This is a genomic window from Rhizobium sp. 05N49 (assembly GCF_056396805.1).
In genome coordinates this window covers 212,387-231,389 of sequence record NZ_JBFTME010000010.1, presented here as the reverse complement: position 1 = coordinate 231,389, position 19,003 = coordinate 212,387, and the positions used below count along the sequence as shown (strand labels likewise).

The window sequence follows — 19,003 nt, the reverse complement described above, 5'->3', positions numbered from 1 at the left end:
AGATTTTTGTCATCGTGCGCTCCCTTTCCAGAAACAAATGATGCCGCCCCTTTAAGCGAAGCAAAAAACAAATGCAAGCCTGGGACGTATTAATTGCCGAACGACTTCCGATAAGTGCTCGGGCTGGTGCCAAGCCGCCGGCGGAAATGGTGGCGCATGGTTGCAAGCGTCCCGAAGCCGCTGGCAAACGCAATATCGTCGAGCGACACCGCAAGCTCCCTCTCCAGGAGATCGCGGGCATGCCGCAACCGCTCCTTCAGCAGCCATTCGCCGACACTGTCGCCCGTCGCCGCCTCGAAGCGGCGCTGAAAGGTGCGCATGCTCATCCCGGCCTTGTCGGCAAGCAGGCTGATGGGCTGGTCTTCGGACAACCGCCCGCGCATCCACTCGATCAGCGGCCCGAGGCGAATACCCTCGCGCTCTTCCGGCACGGGAGCGGCGATGAACTGCGCCTGCCCGCCTTCGCGATGCGGCGGAACGACGAGCCGTCGCGCCACGCTGTTGGCGGCGTCGGGGCCGAAATCGCCGCGCACCACATGCAGGCAGAGATCGATGCCCGCCGCACTGCCGGCCGCCGTCAGGATGCTGCCCTCGTCCATGTACAGCACATCGGCATCGAGAGCGATGTCCGGGTAGCGCTCGGCAATCGAGGCGACATAGCGCCAGTGCGTCGTCGCCCGCCGTCCCGCCAGCAGGCCGGATGCCGCAAGCACAGCGACACCCGAGCAGAGCGACATGAGCCGTGCGCCGCGCTCGTGCGCTGCCCGCAAGGCTGATGTCAGCGGCTCCGGCACCGGCGCATCGATCGCCCGCCATCCCGGCGCGATGATGAGATCTGCCTCATCGAGCAGTTCTAGCCCTTGATCGACAGCAACCGTCAGCCCGCCGGCAGCGCGCAGCGGACCCGGCTCGATGCCGGCGACGGAGAAGCGATACCAGCCCTCCCCCATCTCCGGCCGCGACAGGCCGAAAACCTCGTAGGCAATACCGAATTCGAAGGTGCAGAGCCCGTCATAGGCGAGCGCCACGACACGTGGTCCCTGCGTTCGATGGAGATCCGATTTTGGCATGATCTTTACGCTGTCAGTCACGATGGCCAATTTCGCCAATCCGTAGCATCGGCAATGATCGGCTGCAACAGCAACCAGGAAAGGACAAGATCTATGCCAAGCCCCGTCTCCGATATCCCTGCCGCTTCTCCCGAAGCCGCCGCCGATCATTTCGCCGGCAAGCTCGCCTTCGAGACCGATTGCTCCGACGTGAACGCCGCCTTCGCCTCCGGCAAGGTCGATTTCGTGCTGCTCGATGTGCGCTCGCCCGCACTCTTTGCGCAGTCGCATGTGCCGGGCGCCCTCAATCTGCCGCATGGCAAGATGACCGCGCACCGCATGTCGGAATGGCCCTCCGATACGCTCTTCGTGGTCTATTGCGCCGGTCCGCATTGCAACGGCGCCGACAAGGCCGCCCTGCGCCTCTCCCGTCTCGGCCTCTCCGTCAAGCTGATGATCGGCGGGCTGACCGGCTGGGCCGATGAAGGTCTTGCCTTCGAAGGCGAGGCAAGCGCCGCCGCCTGATCCGGAATCCCCCGCGGCGAAGGATAATTTCATCCGTCACCGGACATGCTTCTCGTGCCGGTGACGGATGACACCATAGACAAACAGTCATGGCAGACAGATCCGGATAAATCGGATTGCCAAGCGCGCCGAAATCCATGTTTTTCTATAGGTTTCTCTGGAAATAAGCAGAGGCTGCCGTATATCGCTAGTTTCGCCGACCCTATCCGGCCGGCATACTATGCGACATTACTTGGAACACGGTCAGCATGTCACTTCGCAGTGCCCTTCGTGCACAAACAGCAGATTGCCATGCCGGGGTGGACGCCCTTTTCGGCAATTTCAGCCTCTCCGATATCAGGACCTATAAAACCTTCTTGCGCGCCCATGCCCGCGTGGTTCCGTCCGTCGAAGCCGCCCTGGAGCAGGCCGGTATCGAGCAACTGCTGCCGGATTGGCCGGAGCGACGGCGCGCGCATCTGCTTCTTGCCGACATGGCCGAACTCCAGGAGCCTCCGCCTCCGCTTCTTGCCAAGCCCGATCTACGCGGCGAGGCCGCACTCTGGGGCGCGGTCTATGTGCTGGAAGGATCGAAGCTTGGCGGCGCCATGCTGGCAAAGGCCGTGCCTGATGACCTGCCGAGCAGCTACCTCAGCCCGCACGGTCCGAAGGGTTCGATGCGCGCGTTTATGGAACGTCTTGATACCAGCGGCATTGACGATATGGCAGCCGCGGTTGCGGCTGCGCGCGGCGTTTTCGATCTCTTTCTGAAGGCTGCGCAACTCGAACTGGAAGCTGTTTGATGAGCAATGCGACCGGACCTGTCGATCTGACCAATTGCGACCGCGAGCCGATCCATCAACTCGGTTCCGTCCAGCCCTTCGGTTTTCTGCTTGCGGTATCCTCTGACTGGATCGTCACTCGGGCCTCGGCAAATCTCGCCGAATTCCTGGGCATAACTCACAGCGAAGCCGCGGGCCGGCCCGTGTCGTCCATCATTGGGCCCGAAGCTCTCCACGCCCTCCGCAACAAGCTCGCAACCCTGCGCGGCCCCGACACCGTCGAACGCATTTTCGGCATTGCCCTGACATCAGACCCTCAGCGTTTCGACGTCGCAGTGCATGTGAGTCACGGCCAGGTCATCATCGAAGGCGAACGCTGCAACGAAGGCCAATCCAGCGCCCCGTCGCTCTCCATCCGCAGCATGATGTCGCGTCTTGATCAAACGGAAACGCTGGAAGCCTTCTTTCGCGAAGGCGCAAGGCAGGCCCGGGCCCTCACCGGTTTCGACCGCGTCATGGTCTACCGGTTTGATGACAGCGGTTCCGGTGAGGTCGTGGCGGAGGCTGCCCGGCCGGGCATCGGCTCGTTCCTCGGCCTGCACTATCCTGCCTCGGATATTCCTGTGCAGGCGCGCGCGCTCTATCTGCGCAATCTGTTCCGCATCATTGCCGACATCAACGCGACACCGGTTCCGATCCTGCCCGAACTCGACGAACATGGCCGGCCGCTCGATCTCTCCATGTCCGTGCTGCGTTCGGTGTCGCCCATCCATATCGAATATCTCGCCAATATGGGCGTCGGTGCCTCACTCTCGATCTCCATCGTCGTCGATGGCAAGCTCTGGGGCCTGTTTGCCTGCCATCATTACAGCGAACGCCTGCCTTCGGCCGAAAGCCGCTCCACTGCCGAACTCTTCGGCCAGATGTTCGCATCCCGCCTCGAAAGCCGCGAGCGACGCCTGGCGCTTGACTACGAGACCAAGGCACGTCGCATCGCCGACCGGCTCCTGACGTCTGTTGCCGACAATGCAAGCTTGCTCGACGATCCGACCTGGCTGATCGATGCCCTGGCGGATGCCATTCCCGCTGATGGTATCGGCGTCTGGATCAATGGACGGCTGGCGATTGCCGGCCTCGGTCCGGACGAGAAGAGCTTTGCCGCTCTCATCCGCCACCTCAATCGCAATGCTGCCGGCCGGGTCTATGCGGTGGACCGGCTTGCGGAGACCTATCCTGATATCGAAATCGATGATGCCGTGGCGGGCATGCTCGCCATTCCGATCTCCCGTTCGCCGCGCGACTATGTCGTGCTGTTTCGTCAGGAGATCGTGCGCACCGTCCGCTGGGCCGGCGATCCGCACAAGCCGGTGGACTATGGCCCGAACGGTCCGCGGCTTACCCCGCGCAAGAGTTTCGAGGCCTGGTCCGAGCTGGTGCGCGGCCGCTCCCTGCCCTTCACCGAAGCCGAGCGTCGCGTGGCAGAAACGATCCGCGTGACCCTGATCGAGGTGGTTCTGCGCCTGACGGACGAAGCGAGCATGGCGCGCCAGCTCGCCAACGAGCGGCAGGAACTGCTTATCGCCGAGCTGAACCATCGTGTCCGCAATATTCTGGGCCTCATCGGCGGTCTGATCCGACAATCGCAATCATCGGCCATCAGCCTGCCGGATTACGTCCGCCAGCTCGAAGGCCGCGTCCAGTCGCTCTCCAGAGCCCACGACCAGATCACCCGCGACCACTGGGCGCCGGCTTCGCTGCGGCAGCTGCTGCTGGCCGAAGCCGCCGCCTATCTCGGCAAGAACGCCGAGCGTATCAGGATGACCGGCGAAGACGTGCTGCTGGAGCCGCAGGCCTTTTCGACGACGGCACTTGTCTTCCACGAGCTGGTCACCAACAGCGCCAAATATGGAAGCCTGTCGGGATCCGGCTTTGTCGATCTCGGCTGGCTGAGGGATGAAGAAGGCAATCTCAGTATAGGCTGGCGGGAAAGGAATGGCCCTCCGGTCACCGAGCCCAAGCGTCAGGGCTTCGGCTCTACGATCATTCGCCGCTCCATCCCCTACGATCTCGGCGGCAAGGCTGAGATCCGCTACATCAAGGAAGGGCTGGAAGCCGATTTCTCGATCCCGGCGAGGTATGTTGAAACAGTCAGCTCGGCAGACGAACACCCCGTTTCTGCGCCTGTCGAAACCGCGGCAGGCAAGGTCGTTGCTTCAGACAAGGAACCGCTCGCTGGTCTCAATGTGCTGCTGGTCGAGAATAACCTCATCATCGCCATGGATGGCGAAGACATTCTGCGCCGCTTGGGCGCGGAAGTTGCAACAGCGCCAAGCGTTGCCGATGCGATGGAATTCCTCGCCGGCCAGTCCTTCGATCTGGCACTTCTCGATGTCAATCTCGGTGACGAAACCAGTTTCGCGATTGCCGACCGGCTGGCCGCCAACAACGTGCCCTTCGTCTTCGCGACAGGTTACGGCGAGGGTATAGCGCAGGCCCACAGCCATTCGGATGCGCCGATCCTGCAGAAGCCCTACACGATCGAGGGAGTGACGGACATTCTTGTCCGCATTTCGGTTCCGGCCAAGCTCTGAAGGTATTCGAGCAAACGCGTAACCGCTAGACCGCCGATCGGCGGCTCAGTCCGGCCGCAACCCGCTTATGAAGAGCTGCTCCAGGAAACGCGCTGCATCCTCGAAGCGCCCGTCGCCGGAATGCGCTTCGCCGAGCACGGCGCGAACCTGCACATCGAAATCAGCATAGTGCTGCGTCGTCGACCAGATCGAGAAAATGAGGTGATAAGGGTCGCAACGGGCGATCTTACCGCTTTTGATCCAAGTGCGGATGACCGCCGCCTTTTCGTCGACCAGCTCTTTCAGCGGCCCTTTCAGCATATCGAGAACATGCGGCGCACCCTGCAGCATCTCGTTGGCAAAGAGCCGGCTTTCCCTGGGGAAATCGCGCGCCATTTCAAGCTTGCGACGGATATAGCTGCGGATCTCCGATTCCGGATTGCCTTCCGCATCGAAGGCCCTGAGCGGCTCCAGCCAGTTGAAGAGCACCCGGTCGATCAGCGCCCGGTGCATGGCCTCCTTGGTGCGGAAATAGTAGAGCAGGTTCGGCTTCGACATGCCGGCCACTTCGGCGATCTGGTCTATCGTCGAGCCACGAAAGCCGCTGACCGAAAACACATCGAGCGCCGCTTCCAGGATTTGCTCTTCCTTTTCTTCCTGGATCCGTGTCCGCCGAAGTGTCTTCGCCGCTCTCGGTATGGCCATCCGCTCTTTTCCCCTTGAAATTCAACTTCTTCGCTCAAGATTCGAAGAACGGCCCTCCTGCCGCTTTAAAAGGCAACTGCCCGTATTTTTTGCCGGTATTTTCTAGCTGTTTTTCGTGATTTTCGTCTTGAGCGCGGCGATGGAAGTTGTAATGTTTACCAATCGGTCAAATTATCTGCCAGATAAAAAACAAAGGCAACTGGCGATTTTCCGGCGCTGAACAGAACAGAAAGCAGCAGCTGGGTTTGACCACGGGAACATGGCGGGCATGTACTTTGCATGACTGCCGCAAAACAGGTGAGGACTTTCAATCATGGTGGCAGCGCCAGGCGAAAACATGCGCGTCAACGGGGACCGTCTCTGGGACAGTCTCATGGACATGGCGAAAATTGGCCCGGGAATTGCCGGCGGCAACAACCGCCAGACGCTGACGGATTCGGACGCCGAGGGCCGCAGCCTCTTCCGCAAGTGGTGCGAAGACGCTGGCATGACGCTTGGTGTCGACAAGATGGGCACGATGTTTGCGACCCGCCCCGGCACCGATCCGAACGCTCTCCCCGTTTATGTCGGCTCGCATCTCGATACGCAGCCGACCGGCGGCAAATATGACGGTGTCCTCGGTGTGCTCGGCGCGCTTGAAATCGTCAGGACAATGAACGATCTCGGCATCAAGACGAAGCACCCCATCGTCGTTACCAACTGGACCAATGAGGAAGGTGCGCGCTTTGCGCCTGCCATGCTGGCCTCCGGCGTCTTTGCCGGCGCGCACAGCCTGGATTTCGCCTATAACCGCAAGGATCCCGAAGGAAATCTCTTCGGCGACGAACTGAAACGCATCGGCTGGGTCGGTGACGAGGAAGTCGGCGCCCGCAAGATGCACGCCTATTTCGAATATCACATCGAGCAGGGCCCGATCCTCGAAGCCGAAGACAAGCAGATCGGCGTCGTCACCCACTGTCAGGGCCTGTGGTGGCTGGAATTCACGCTCACCGGCAAGGAAGCCCATACCGGTTCGACGCCGATGAACATGCGCGTCAATGCCGGCCTTGCCATGTCGCGCATCCTGGAAATGGTGCAGGGTGTCGCCATGGGCGAACAGCCGGGCGCCGTCGGCGGCGTCGGCCAGGTCTTCTTCTCGCCGAATTCCCGCAACGTTCTGCCGGGCAAGGTGGTCTTCACCGTCGACATCCGCTCGCCCGACAAGGCCAAGCTCGACCGCATGCGGGCAAAGATCGAGGCCGAAGCGCCCAAGATCTGCGATGCGCTGGGTGTCGGCTGTTCCATCGAGGCGATCGGCCATTTCGAGCCGGTCACCTTCGACGAAAAGCTCGTCACCTCGGTCCGCTCCGCCGCGGACCGCCTCGGCTACTCCCACATGAACATCATCTCCGGAGCCGGCCACGACGCCTGCTGGGCCGCCAAGGTGGCGCCTGCGACGATGGTCATGTGCCCGTGTGTGGGTGGTCTCTCGCATAACGAGGCTGAGGAGATTTCCAAGGAATGGGCAACGGCTGGCGCCGATGTGCTCTTCCATGCTGTGGTCGAGACGGCGGAGATTGTCGCGTGATGGATGGCACTGCGCCTGGAGCCCCCTCATCCGACCCTTCGGGCCACCTTCTCCCCGCTGGGGAGAAGGGGACGATGAACATCGCCGCCTCCCCCTTCTCCCTTCGGGGAGAAGGTGCCCGAAGGGCGGATGAGGGGACTCCAAGCGCGACAAAAACTATCAAACAAGACGTCCGCAAACACCGCCCCGCCAGGACCGCGCAAGCAAGAAACCTGCGACAAACCGAAACCGAGGAAGAATATCGCCTCTGGAGTGACCTGCGTGCCCGCCGCCTGAACGGCTACAAATTCGTACGGCAAGTTCCACTCGGCCCCTTCATCGTCGATTTCCTCTGTCGCGAAGAGCGGCTGATCGTTGAGATCGACGGCTTCCAGCATGCCGAAAGTGTTGCCGAAAAACGCAGGACCGAATGGCTCAACGCTAATGGCTATTCGGTCCTGCGCTTCTGGAATCAGGAAATCTTGCGCGAGCGACGCTCGGTCCTCGAAACGATCCTGGCTGCAATAGAGGGCCGTCTCGAATTCAGCGCTAAACTGCCCGATTTTTATTCGCCAGCCGAACAACGATAATGAATAGGGAACGATCATGACTACAGTCATCAAGAACGGCACCATCGTCACGGCCGACCTCACCTACAAGGCGGATGTGAAGATTGACGGCGGCAAGATCGTCGAGATCGGCCCGAACCTTTCCGGCAACGAAGTGCTTGATGCCACAGGCTGTTTCATCATGCCCGGCGGCATCGACCCGCACACCCATCTCGAAATGCCCTTCATGGGCACCTATTCCTCCGACGATTTCGAGAGCGGCACGCGGGCGGCCCTTTCCGGCGGCACGACCATGGTCGTCGACTTCGCCCTTCCCTCGCCCGGCCAGTCGCTGCTCGAAGCGCTGACCATGTGGGACAACAAGTCCACCCGCGCCAATTGCGACTATTCCTTCCACATGGCGATCACCTGGTGGGGCGAGCAGGTCTTCAACGAGATGAAGACCATCGTTCAGGACAAGGGCATCAACACCTTCAAGCATTTCATGGCCTACAAGGGCGCGCTGATGGTGAATGACGACGAGATGTTCGCCTCCTTCCAGCGCTGCGCCGAGCTTGGCGCCCTGCCGCTCGTCCATGCCGAAAACGGCGATGTCGTCGCCTCGCTGTCGGCCAAGCTGCTCTCGGAAGGCAATAATGGCCCGGAGGCCCATGCCTATTCGCGCCCGGCCGAAGTCGAGGGCGAAGCCACCAACCGTGCTATCATGATCGCCGACATGGCCGGCTGCCCCGTCTATATCGTCCACACCTCCTGCGAACAGGCGCATGAAGCGATCCGCCGCGCCCGCCAGAAGGGCATTCGCGCCTATGGCGAGCCGCTGATCCAGCACCTGACGCTCGACGAGACCGAATATTTCGACAAGGACTGGGATCATGCCGCCCGCCGCGTCATGTCCCCGCCCTTCCGCAACAAGCAGCATCAGGATAGCCTCTGGGCGGGCCTCGCCTCCGGTTCGCTACAGGTGGTGGCGACCGATCACTGCGCCTTCACCACGGCGCAGAAGCGCTTCGGCGTCGGTGATTTCACCAAGATCCCGAACGGCACCGGCGGCCTCGAAGACCGCATGCCGATGCTTTGGACCTATGGCGTCAATACCGGCCGTCTGACGATGAATGAATTCGTCGCCGTCACCTCGACCAACATCGCCAAGATCCTCAACATTTACCCGAAGAAGGGCGCCATCCTCGTCGGCGCCGATGCCGATCTGGTTGTCTGGGATCCGAAGCGCTCCAAAACCATTTCGTCGAAGCGCCAGCAATCGGCGATCGATTACAACGTCTTCGAGGGCAAGGAAGTCACCGGCCTGCCGCGTTACACGCTGACGCGCGGCGTCGTGGCCATCGAGGAGGATACGGTTAAGACCCGCTCGGGCCACGGTGAATTCGTCAAGCGCGAGCCGGTTACCGCCGTCAGCAAGGCGCTGTCGACCTGGAAGGAGATCACGGCTCCGCGCAAGGTCGAGCGTACGGGCATCCCGGCAAGCGGGGTATGATATTGATGCGCGGCCATCTGCTTTTGACAATCGTCTGCCTGGCCGCTCTTTCCACTGCGGCAAATGCCGATACGCTGCCCATCAAGGGCAGTTACGGCAACAAGGATGGCTGCGCCTATGCCAAGACCGGCGAAAGCACCGGCTCCGACAACTTCTTCCTGCTGACATCGGAGGCCATCACCACGGCTGCGTCCTATTGCGAGGTCAAGAAGATCTTGAAGACCGAGGGCAAGAACTTCTCCGCAACCGTTGCCTGCCAGGCAGAAGGCGAAGAAAGCAGCTCCGACGATACCGCCAGGATCACGTCTGGCCCGAAAGGCTATACGATCGGTCTTGCCTCGGATGCCAATATCAAGTGGGGGCCGCTGCCGCTATGCAAATAGCCTCACGCAGGCACCAGTTGATCGAGCTCGGGCAGCAGGACGACACTCTCCTGCTCGTTCGGATCGGTGCGCGCAATGATCGCCGTGCACGGCGTACTGCTGAGGTTTGCCGGAAGATGCGGCACGCCGGCCGGAATATAAAAAAGCTCGCCGGCGCGCACGATCACATGGTTTTCAAGCTTGTCGCCGTACCAGGTATGGGCCTCGCCGGAGAGCATGTAGATCGCCGTTTCATGCGCCTCATGCAGATGCGCCTTGGCGCGCACGCCGGGCGGGATCGTCAGAAGATGCATGCAGATGCCCTTCGCGCCCACGGTTTCGGCCGCAATACCCTCGAAATAGCTGAGCCCCTGCTTGCCGTCATAGGTGTGGTTGGGACGAACAATATGGCAGGTGGGCTTTGATTTTACGTCCATCCTCATCCTCCAAGGACTGTGCTGCCGGAAAGGCCGGCGGCGATGATATCATGGAAAACCGCGCGGGCGCGGCGAAAACAAGACTGGTTTATTGATGCAAGCACCCTCCGTCGTATCCGCCAAGGATCTCTGTCTCACCTACCAGACGAATGACGGGCCGGTGCATGCGCTGAGCAATGTCAATCTCGATATCCGCAAGGGCGAATTCGTCTCCTTCATCGGTCCCTCCGGCTGCGGCAAGACGACCTTCCTGCGCGTCATCGCCGATCTCGAACGAACCACATCGGGCGAGATCGCCATCAACGGCATGACGCCGGAAGAGGCGCGCAAGGCGCGCGCCTATGGCTACGTCTTCCAGGCGCCGGCGCTATATCCTTGGCGCACGATCGAAAAGAACATCGCCCTGCCCCTGGAGATCATGGGCTATTCGAGGTCCGACCGGAAGAAGCGCATTGCCGATGCGCTCGATCTCGTCGAACTCTCAGGCTTCAACAAGAAATTCCCCTGGCAACTCTCGGGCGGTATGCAGCAGCGCGCCTCGATCGCCCGCGCGCTTGCCTTCGATGCAGATCTGTTGCTGATGGATGAGCCCTTCGGGGCGCTGGACGAAATCGTCCGCGACCACCTGAATGCAGCCCTTCTGAAGCTGTGGGCTCGCACCAACAAGACGATCTGCTTCGTCACCCATTCCATTCCGGAGGCGGTCTATCTCTCCACCAAGATCGTGGTCATGTCGCCCCGCCCCGGCCGCGTGACGGACGTGATCGACTCGACCCTGCCAAGCGAGCGTCCGCTCGATATCCGTGAAACCCCGGAATTCCTGGAAATCGCCCATCGTGTGCGCGAAGGGCTGAGGGCGGGGCATAGTTATGAGCAGTAAGGCTTTGCATCCGGTTGCCGGCGGAACAGGGTGGGGCAACCTCAACCTCCCCAAGTGGAGGGACGCCGCATGAAACCCGACACCCTCAAGGACAAGATCGTCCCCGTCCTCACAATCCTGCTGGTGCTGGTCGCGATCTGGTATGTCGCAGCCGTCATCCTGAACACGCCGTTTCAGCGCGACATGGATACGCGCAACAGCGTCACCTCGACCACGATGGAATTTGTCGGCAAGACGCTATCCCAGCCGAAACCCGTCCTGCCGGCGCCGCATCAGGTGGCGCAGAATGTGTTCGAAAACACCTTCCTCAGAAAGCTCTCGAGCAATCGCAGCCTCGTCTATCACGCAGGCGTCACCCTCTCGTCCACTGCACTCGGCTTTGCCTTCGGCACGCTGCTCGGTATCGTCATTGCCGTTGCCATCATCCACATCAAGGCGCTGGACCGCAGCCTGATGCCCTGGATCATTGCCTCGCAGACCGTGCCCATCCTGGCGGTTGCGCCCATGATCATCGTCGTTCTCGGCTCGATCAACATCACCGGCCTGATCCCCAAGGCGCTGATATCGACCTATCTCTCCTTCTTCCCGGTCGCCGTCGGCATGGTGAAGGGCTTGCGGTCACCCGAGGTCATGCATCTGGATTTGATGCGCACGTATAATGCCACCGCCGCACAAACCTTCTGGAAGCTGCGCGTGCCCGCCTCCATTCCCTTCCTCTTCACGTCGATGAAGGTGGCGATCGCGGCAAGCCTGGTCGGTACCATCGTCGGCGAACTGCCGACCGGCGCTGTTGCAGGCATCGGCTCGAAACTGCTTGCCGGTTCCTATTACAGCCAGACCATCGACATATGGGCGGCACTGGTCGCGGGTTCGGTCCTCGCGGCGATCCTCGTCACGATCGTCGGCGTCGTTGCGAAGATAGTCGATCGCGCCATGGGCGGGAGGCCGGCATGAAACAGATGACGCTTTCCTGGCAGGGCCTGGTCGCCCTCCTCAGCGTGATAGCGGCCATGTTCATGCTGCCTCTCTATGCGGACGGAGCCTCTGAGCCTCCATCATCCATGACGACCACGCTGATCACCCTGTTCGTCGTCGCCGCGGCGCTGATTTCCTTCGCGCCCATATCTAGAGCGCTCACCGCCACCGCCCTCTTCATCGGCGCCCATGGCGCTGCGTGGCTGTTGCTCAACACGCTCTCGGGCAACGAGCGCTTTGCGACCCTCTCCTTCTTCCTGCTGCTTGCCGCCGGCTGGCTGCTTGCCTCGCGCTGCGTCACGGAACTGTCCGAACTCCAGCCGCCAACGCCTGTCGGCAAATGGTTGTTGCGTCTGCTGATTCCCGCCATTTTCGGCGCCTGGATCCTCATCATGTGGGAAGCGGCCACACGCGGCCTCGGCATTCCCTTCGTCATCCTGCCGCCGCCAGGCGCGATCTGGGCGCGCATATCAGGCTCGCTGCCAACCCTTGGCGAAGATATCAGGCAGACGATCTTCAAAGCGGTCCTCATCGGATATGTCATCGGCTGCGCGAGCGGCTTCGTGGTTGCCATCCTCGCCGACCGCTTCGCTTTCCTGCGTCGCGGCCTCCTGCCGATCGGCAATATGGTGTCCGCGCTGCCGATCATCGGCGTCGCACCGATCATGGTCATGTGGTTCGGCTTCGACTGGCAGTCGAAGGCCGCCGTCGTCATCATCATGACCTTCTTCCCCATGCTGGTGAACACGGTCGCCGGCCTTGCCGCCTCCGGCAACATGGAGCGCGACCTGATGCGCACCTACGCATCCAACTACTGGCAGACGCTGCTGAAGCTCAGGCTTCCCGCCGCAATGCCCTTCATTTTCAACGCACTGAAGATCAACTCGACGCTGGCGATGATTGGTGCCATCGTTGCGGAATTCTTCGGGACGCCGATCGTCGGCATGGGCTTTCGCATCTCCACCGAGATGGGCCGCATGAATGTCGACATGGTCTGGGCCGAGATCGCCGTCGCGGCGCTTGCAGGCTCGATCTTCTATGGTGTCGTCGCCCTTGCCGAGAGGGCGGTGACGTTCTGGCATCCGTCTATCCGTGGTGGTTAGGCGCGCCCCGGCCTCGAATAGCGGCCTGGGCATAACTTCAGAGGGAAAAAAGAAAATGAAAAAGTTGATGGTTGCAATGATGGCGAGCGCGATGTCGCTTGCCGCGGCCCACGCGATGGCCGCCGACAAGGTGACACTGCAGCTGAAATGGGTCACCCAGTCGCAGTTCGCCGGTTATTACGTCGCCAAGGACAAGGGTTATTACGAAGAAGAAGGCCTCGACGTCGATATCAAGCCGGGCGGCCCCGACATCGCGCCGGAACAGGTGATTGCCGGCGGCGGCGCCGATGTGATCGTCGACTGGATGGGCGGCGCGCTGGTTGCGCGCGAAAAGGGCGTTCCGCTCGTCAATATCGCCCAGCCCTATCAGAAATCCGGCATGGAAATGATCTGCCGCAAGGATGGTCCGATCAAGACCGAAGCCGACTTCAAGGGCCACACGCTCGGCGTCTGGTTCTTCGGCAACGAATATCCCTTCTTCGCCTGGATGAACAAGCTGGGCCTCAAGACCGATGGCGGTGCTGACGGCGTGACCGTGCTGAAGCAGAGCTTCGACGTGCAGCCGCTGCTGCAGAAGCAGGCCGATTGTATCTCCGTCATGACCTATAACGAATACTGGCAGGCAATCGATGCCGGCCTGAAGCCGGAAGACCTTGTGGTCTTCAACTATACCGCCATGGGCAATGACCTTCTTGAGGACGGCCTCTATGCAATGGAAGACAAGCTGAAGGATCCGGCCTTCAAGGAAAAGATGGTCAAGTTCGTCCGCGCTTCCATGAAGGGCTGGAAATATGCGATGGAAAATCCTGACGATGCAGCCGGGATCGTCGTCGACGCCGGTGGCCAGGACGAAAACCACCAGAAGCGGATGATGGGCGAAGTCGCCAAGCTTATCGGGGATGGTACCGGCAAGCTCGACACTACGCTCTATGACCGCACGGCCAAGGCCCTGCTCGACCAGAAAATCGTCAACAAGGAGCCGTCGGGCGCCTGGACCCACGACATCACGGACGCTGCCGCCAAGTAGCAGCATATTGATGCCGAAATGCAACGCGCGCGGGAGAATCTCCCGCGCGTTTCTGTTTTTTGCACTCGATGGAAAAAATCGCCTTGCAACTGTCGCATTTGTCAGGCGTCAAACGTCAAACCTTGTGCGGGCCGATCAATCATCGTCATGTTCACATAACCCTTAGGTGATTGATGGGCATCGCAATGGTAATTAATAGTATCTCATGGGGAATTATTTTCTGCCGGGCTTGCGCGTGGAGCAAATCAATACCACGTACTAGCCGGATTTGCCGGATTGGGACCATAAGTTCCGGCGAATGGGATGCGGGTAAATACCTCTGAGATTTGGAAGACGGCATTCGCCCGACCGCGAGCCTGTTTGAGAACGCGCGAGTTCGGCCGATCCCGTCAAGAGATTGGACGACGACGCATGGCACTCAAGCCGCACGCATTACTACGCGCCTCCACTTTTCCCATCGCCGCTTTTGCGGCCTCGGCTCTGATTGCCGCTACTTTTGCGGCCCCGGCTGTATTTGCCGAGGAACCCCAGGCCACGCAGGCCCAGGCCTCCCAGAACCTGCCTGCAATCGTCGTCACCACAGCGGCGAACCGCACCCTCGTCGACCGGGTCATCGGTACCGGAACGGTCAAGCCCGTCGAGGAAGTCTATATCCAGCCGCAGGTGGAAGGCCTCTCCATTCGCAGTCTGAAGGCCGATGTCGGCGACAAGGTTCAGGCCGACAGCACGCTGGCAACGTTGAACGATGACGCTCTGGTCCTGACCAAGAGCCAGATGATGGCGACGAAAGCCAAGGGCGAGGCAAGCCTCGCTCAGCTGCGCGCCCAGCTCATCGAGGCGCAGGCCAATGCCGAACAGGCAAGGCAGCAGCAGGCTCGCGCCCAGGAAATGGGCAAGAAGGGCACGGTTTCGACCGCCCAGGTCGAACAGGCCGATGCGACCGCCGCCGCCGCCAACGCGCGCGTCGCTTCCGCCGAGCAGGCGATCGAAGTCGCCGAAGCCGACCTCAAGGTCTTCGACAGCCAGATTGCCGATGCGGATCTGAAGCTCGCTCGAACCGACGTGAAGACGCCGGTCGCCGGCACGGTCTCGGCAAAGAACGCCAAGGTCGGCGCCATTGCCGCCGGCAACGGCGATCCGCTATTTACGCTTATCCGCGACGGCGATATCGAGCTTGTCGCCGAAGTCGCCGAGAGTGACATCGTCAGGATCATGGCCGGCCAGAAGGCGACGATCGCGCTTTCCGGCAGCCGCGAGAAGCTTTCCGGCGCAGTGCGCCTGGTGTCGCCGACCGTCGATCCGGTCACCCGCCTCGGCCTCGTCCATATCTCCATCGACGATGACAGCAAGGCGCGTTCCGGCATGTATGGCAGCGCCGAGATCATCGTCCGCGAGACCGAGGGCGTGTCCCTTCCGCTGACGGCAGTGCTCACCGGCAGTGAAGGCTCCTCCGCCCGCAGGGTCGAGAATGGCGTGGTGAAATTCGCCAAGGTCGAGACCGGCATCCAGGATGGAGCCTATGTCGAAATCACAAGTGGATTGAAGACCGGCGACGAAGTCGTGGCCAAGGCGGGCGCCTATGTCCGCGACGGCGACCACATCACTCCGGTGCGCGAACAGCCTTCGGCTTCCAACTAAAGAGACCATCCGATGAATTTTTCAGCCTGGTCCATTCGAAATCCGATCGCACCGCTTCTGGCCTTCTGCCTGTTGATATTCATCGGCATGCAGTCCTTCAACAAGCTGCCGATCACGCGCTTCCCGAATATCGACGTGCCGCTCGTTTCGATCAGCGTGACGCAGAGCGGCGCTTCGCCGGCCGAACTCGAAATGCAGGTGACGAAGGAGATCGAAGACGCGATCGCCTCGATCACCGGTATCGACGAAATCCAGTCGACAGTGACCGACGGCAGCTCGCAGACCAACGTCATGTTCCGGATGGAAGTGCCGACGGAACAGGCTGTACAGGACGTCAAGGACGCGATCGACCGCATTCGCAGCGATCTGCCGGCAACGGCCGAGACGCCGATCGTCACCAAGGTCGATGTCGAGGGCCAGGCGATCCAGACCTTCGCCGTTTCCTCGCCGGATATGTCGCTCGAAGAACTCTCCTGGTTCGTCGACGATTCGATCAAGCGTGCGCTGCAGGGCCAGGCCGGCATCGGCCGCGTCGATCGTTATGGCGGTGCCGAACGCGAGGTGCGCATCGAGCTCACCCCCGGCAAGCTCGATGCCTATGGCATCACTGCTGCAAGCGTGAACCAGCAACTGCGCGGCACCAACGTCGATCTCGGCTCCGGCCGCGGCCAGGTGGCAGGCAGCGAGCAGGCGATCCGCGTTCTCGGCGACGCCCGCAATGTCGCCGAGCTTGCAGACACGACGATAGCGCTGCCGAGCGGTCGTTTCGTCAAACTATCCGATCTCGGCGTCATCAAGGACACATACGAGGAGCCGAAATCCTTCTCGCGCTTCAACGATACGCCTGTCGTCACCTTCGGCGTCTTCCGCTCGAAGGGCGCCAGCGAAGTCAGCGTCGCCGAAACCGTGGCGCAGAGCCTCGACAAGGTGCGAAGCGAAAACCCGAACGTGAAGATCGAGATGATCGACGATTCGGTCTATTTCACGTACGGCAACTATGAAGCCGCCATTCATACGCTGCTCGAAGGCGCGCTGCTCGCCGTCATCGTCGTCCTTCTGTTCCTCAGGAATTGGCGCGCGACCCTGATCTCGGCCATCGCGTTGCCGCTCTCTGCGATCCCGACCTTCTGGGTCATGGACATGATGGGCTTCTCGCTGAACCTCGTCAGCTTCCTGGCTCTGACGCTCGCGACAGGTATTCTCGTCGACGACGCGATCGTGGAAATCGAAAACATTGCCCGCCATATCAAGATGGGCAAGACGCCCTATCGGGCGGCGATCGAAGCGGCGGACGAAATCGGCCTTGCCGTCATCGCCACCACCTTCACGATCATCGCCGTCTTCGTGCCCGTTTCCTTCATGCCGGGCATCCCGGGTCAGTACTTCATACAGTTCGGCCTGACCGTCGCTTTCTCCGTCTTCTTCTCGCTGATGGTGGCGCGCCTCATCACCCCGATGATGGCCGCCTATCTGATGCGTGCCGAAGACGGCATGGAAGACCATCACGACAATGACGGTCTGCTGATGCGTGGATACACGCGTCTCATACGCGGCACGACCGGCCACTGGTACACGCGTTATGCGACATTGCTTGTGGCGATCGGCTTTCTGGTCGGTTCTGTCATGTTGCTCATGCAGGTGCCCGGCAGCTTCCTGCCGCCGGAAGATGCCTCGCGCATCGTTCTCTCGGTCGAGCTGCCGCCCAACGCACGGCTTGACGACACGGAGAAGACGACGGATGCGATCTATGACCGGGTCAAGGACATCAACGGCGTCGACAGCGTCTTCGTCCTCGGCGGCGCTTCTCCGAAGGGCGAACTCGAACTGCGCCGAGCGACCATCACGCTCGCACTCGACAAGCTCGACCAGTCGCTGGTCAAGAAGGTGGTCAATGACGTGCTCGGCCATCTCCCCGTTATCGGCCCGATGCTGCCGAAAGTGGAGGTCCACGGCCGCGAGCGTCCGCAATGGGATATCGAAAAGGAAGTCTTCGCCAAGCTGCGCGACATTCCCGACGTCCATATCCTGAAGCTCAACGACCGCGGCGAACGCGACCTCTCGTTCAACTTCCTTTCCAAGAACGAGGAGGACCTGAATAACGCGGTCGGCATTCTGGAATCCAAGCTGCGCGCCGATCCGCTGCTGGCCAATGTCAGCGCCGATGGCGCCCTTCCCCGTCCGGAACTGCAGGTCCGTCCGCGCAAGGACGAGGCCGCCCGCCTCGGCATCACGCCGCAGCAGATCTCCGAGACGATCCGCGTCGCCACCATCGGCGACGTCGATGCGGCCCTTGCCAAGATCTCGCTCGACGATCGCCAGATTCCGATCCGGGTTCAGGCCTCACTCGACATGCGCCGCGATCTCGCCGCCATCCGGGCATTGAAGATCCAGACGGCCAGTGGCGGCACCGTGCCGCTCGCGACCGTCGCCAATATCGACTATTCGGAAGGTGTGAGCTCGATCAAGCGCAACAACCGTTACCGCGTCGTCTCGATCGGCTCTGACCTGCCGCAGGGCGTGGCCCTCGACACGGCTTCGGCCCGCTTCCGCCAGATCGTCAACGACGCCAAGCTTCCCGCCACCGTGCACCTTGCTGAAAGCGGCGACACCAAGGTGCAGACGGAGATGCAGCAGAGCTTCGTCAACGCCATGCTGATGGGCCTCCTCCTGGTGCTGACGGTGCTGATCCTGCTCTTCAAGGATATCATCCAGCCCTTCACCATCCTGTTCTCGCTGCCACTCGCAATCGGCGGCGTGGCCGCGGGCCTGATCGTCACCAGCAACCCGCTGTCCATGCCGGTCATGATCGGCATCCTGATGCTGATGGGTATCGTCACCAAGAACGCCATCCTGCTCGTCGATTTCGCGATTGAGATGCGCCATCAGGGCATGGCTCGTGTCGAGGCCATGGTCGAAGCCGGCCGCAAGCGCGCGCGCCCGATCATCATGACCTCGATCGCCATGTCGGCCGGCATGCTGCCTTCCGCCCTCGGCGTCGGCGAAGGCGGCTCGTTCCGCGCACCGATGGCGATTGCGGTGATCGGCGGCATCATCGTCTCGACGGTGCTCTCGCTTGTCGTCGTGCCCTCCTTCTTCCTGATCATGGACGATCTTTCCCGCCTCCTCGGCTGGATCTTCGGTCGCCTGGTCGGCAAGAAAGACAAGGAGGACCTGCCGATGTCGAGCGAAGACCTCACCCGCGCTGCCCGCGAGAACCGCAGCGACATCGACTCGCTGGAAGAGCGCCTGACCGCGATCGAAAGACCGGAAAGCAAGCGCAAGACGGGCAACGACACCAACGTGCTGCGCCTGCCGCCCTTCGCGGCTGAATAGGACAGAAATCATAGCGCGAAAGGCCGGGCAT

Annotated in this window: 16 protein-coding genes; 13 read left to right on the top strand and 3 right to left on the bottom strand. The window is 61.3% G+C overall.

Going from position 1 to position 19,003, the window contains the following annotated elements:
• Positions 1–89 precede the first annotated feature (89 nt).
• Positions 90–1,091: a transcriptional regulator FtrA gene (ftrA, locus tag AC1DF8_RS21370; RefSeq protein ID WP_478154883.1), complete on the bottom strand. Its 1,002-nt coding sequence runs from the start codon at positions 1,089–1,091 to the stop codon at positions 90–92.
• 72 nt (positions 1,092–1,163) lie between these two features.
• On the opposite strand from ftrA, the gene AC1DF8_RS21365 reads away from it, so the two are divergent.
• The 3 genes from AC1DF8_RS21365 (at position 1,164) to AC1DF8_RS21355 (ending at position 4,926) form a co-directional block, all read left to right on the top strand.
• Entirely contained in the window at positions 1,164–1,574 is a 411-nt protein-coding gene (locus tag AC1DF8_RS21365) for a rhodanese-like domain-containing protein (protein WP_112971155.1), read from the top strand.
• A gap of 248 nt (positions 1,575–1,822) precedes the next feature.
• Positions 1,823–2,356: a biliverdin-producing heme oxygenase gene (locus AC1DF8_RS21360; protein WP_113147599.1), complete on the top strand. Its 534-nt coding sequence runs from the start codon at positions 1,823–1,825 to the stop codon at positions 2,354–2,356.
• Complete coding sequence (locus tag AC1DF8_RS21355) at positions 2,356–4,926, top strand: HWE histidine kinase domain-containing protein (protein ID WP_478154856.1); 2,571 nt, start codon at positions 2,356–2,358, stop codon at positions 4,924–4,926. The genes AC1DF8_RS21360 and AC1DF8_RS21355 overlap by 1 nt, the downstream gene beginning before the upstream one ends.
• A gap of 45 nt (positions 4,927–4,971) precedes the next feature.
• Here the strand turns inward: AC1DF8_RS21355 and AC1DF8_RS21350 are convergent, their stop codons facing one another.
• Positions 4,972–5,610, bottom strand: a complete 639-nt coding sequence (locus AC1DF8_RS21350; protein ID WP_112544025.1) for a TetR family transcriptional regulator C-terminal domain-containing protein — start codon at positions 5,608–5,610, stop codon at positions 4,972–4,974.
• Positions 5,611–5,923: 313 nt separating this feature from the next.
• Between AC1DF8_RS21350 and AC1DF8_RS21345 the strand changes: the two genes are divergently transcribed.
• Genes AC1DF8_RS21345 through AC1DF8_RS21330 form a run of 4 tightly spaced genes read left to right on the top strand, consistent with a single transcriptional unit; the run spans position 5,924 to position 9,600 of the window.
• Positions 5,924–7,177 carry a Zn-dependent hydrolase gene (locus AC1DF8_RS21345; protein WP_478154854.1) on the top strand — a complete coding sequence of 418 codons (1,254 nt, stop codon included), beginning with the start codon at positions 5,924–5,926 and terminating at the stop codon, positions 7,175–7,177.
• Complete coding sequence (locus AC1DF8_RS21340) at positions 7,177–7,746, top strand: endonuclease domain-containing protein (protein WP_478154881.1); 570 nt, start codon at positions 7,177–7,179, stop codon at positions 7,744–7,746. Before AC1DF8_RS21345 ends, AC1DF8_RS21340 begins: the two co-directional genes overlap by 1 nt.
• 16 nt (positions 7,747–7,762) lie before the next feature.
• Complete coding sequence (hydA, locus tag AC1DF8_RS21335) at positions 7,763–9,217, top strand: dihydropyrimidinase (RefSeq protein WP_112544022.1); 1,455 nt, start codon at positions 7,763–7,765, stop codon at positions 9,215–9,217.
• 5 nt (positions 9,218–9,222) lie between these two features.
• Positions 9,223–9,600 (top strand): hypothetical protein, encoded by a 378-nt coding sequence (locus tag AC1DF8_RS21330; RefSeq protein WP_246715472.1) that lies wholly within the window; start codon positions 9,223–9,225, stop codon positions 9,598–9,600.
• A 2-nt stretch (positions 9,601–9,602) separates the two neighbouring features.
• On the opposite strand, the gene AC1DF8_RS21325 is transcribed toward AC1DF8_RS21330, so the two are convergent.
• A complete protein-coding gene (locus AC1DF8_RS21325) occupies positions 9,603–10,016 on the bottom strand; it encodes a cupin domain-containing protein (protein WP_478154852.1) in 414 nt (137 codons plus the stop codon).
• Positions 10,017–10,110: 94 nt separating this feature from the next.
• Between AC1DF8_RS21325 and AC1DF8_RS21320 the strand changes: the two genes are divergently transcribed.
• From AC1DF8_RS21320 to AC1DF8_RS21295, 6 genes are all read left to right on the top strand, one after another.
• Positions 10,111–10,896 (top strand): ABC transporter ATP-binding protein, encoded by a 786-nt coding sequence (locus tag AC1DF8_RS21320; RefSeq protein ID WP_112544019.1) that lies wholly within the window; start codon positions 10,111–10,113, stop codon positions 10,894–10,896.
• 69 nt (positions 10,897–10,965) lie between these two features.
• On the top strand, positions 10,966–11,850 hold the full coding sequence (locus AC1DF8_RS21315) for an ABC transporter permease (protein ID WP_113016891.1): 885 nt from the start codon (positions 10,966–10,968) through the stop codon (positions 11,848–11,850).
• Positions 11,847–12,974, top strand: a complete 1,128-nt coding sequence (locus AC1DF8_RS21310; protein ID WP_478154850.1) for an ABC transporter permease — start codon at positions 11,847–11,849, stop codon at positions 12,972–12,974. Before AC1DF8_RS21315 ends, AC1DF8_RS21310 begins: the two co-directional genes overlap by 4 nt.
• A gap of 55 nt (positions 12,975–13,029) precedes the next feature.
• The gene (locus tag AC1DF8_RS21305) at positions 13,030–14,001 is read left to right on the top strand and encodes an ABC transporter substrate-binding protein (RefSeq protein ID WP_112544016.1); all 972 of its coding nucleotides are present in this window, start codon (positions 13,030–13,032) and stop codon (positions 13,999–14,001) included.
• A 411-nt stretch (positions 14,002–14,412) separates the two neighbouring features.
• Complete coding sequence (locus AC1DF8_RS21300) at positions 14,413–15,639, top strand: efflux RND transporter periplasmic adaptor subunit (RefSeq protein WP_478154848.1); 1,227 nt, start codon at positions 14,413–14,415, stop codon at positions 15,637–15,639.
• Between the two features lie 12 nt (positions 15,640–15,651).
• Positions 15,652–18,972 (top strand): efflux RND transporter permease subunit, encoded by a 3,321-nt coding sequence (locus AC1DF8_RS21295; protein ID WP_478154846.1) that lies wholly within the window; start codon positions 15,652–15,654, stop codon positions 18,970–18,972.
• Positions 18,973–19,003 lie beyond the last annotated feature (31 nt).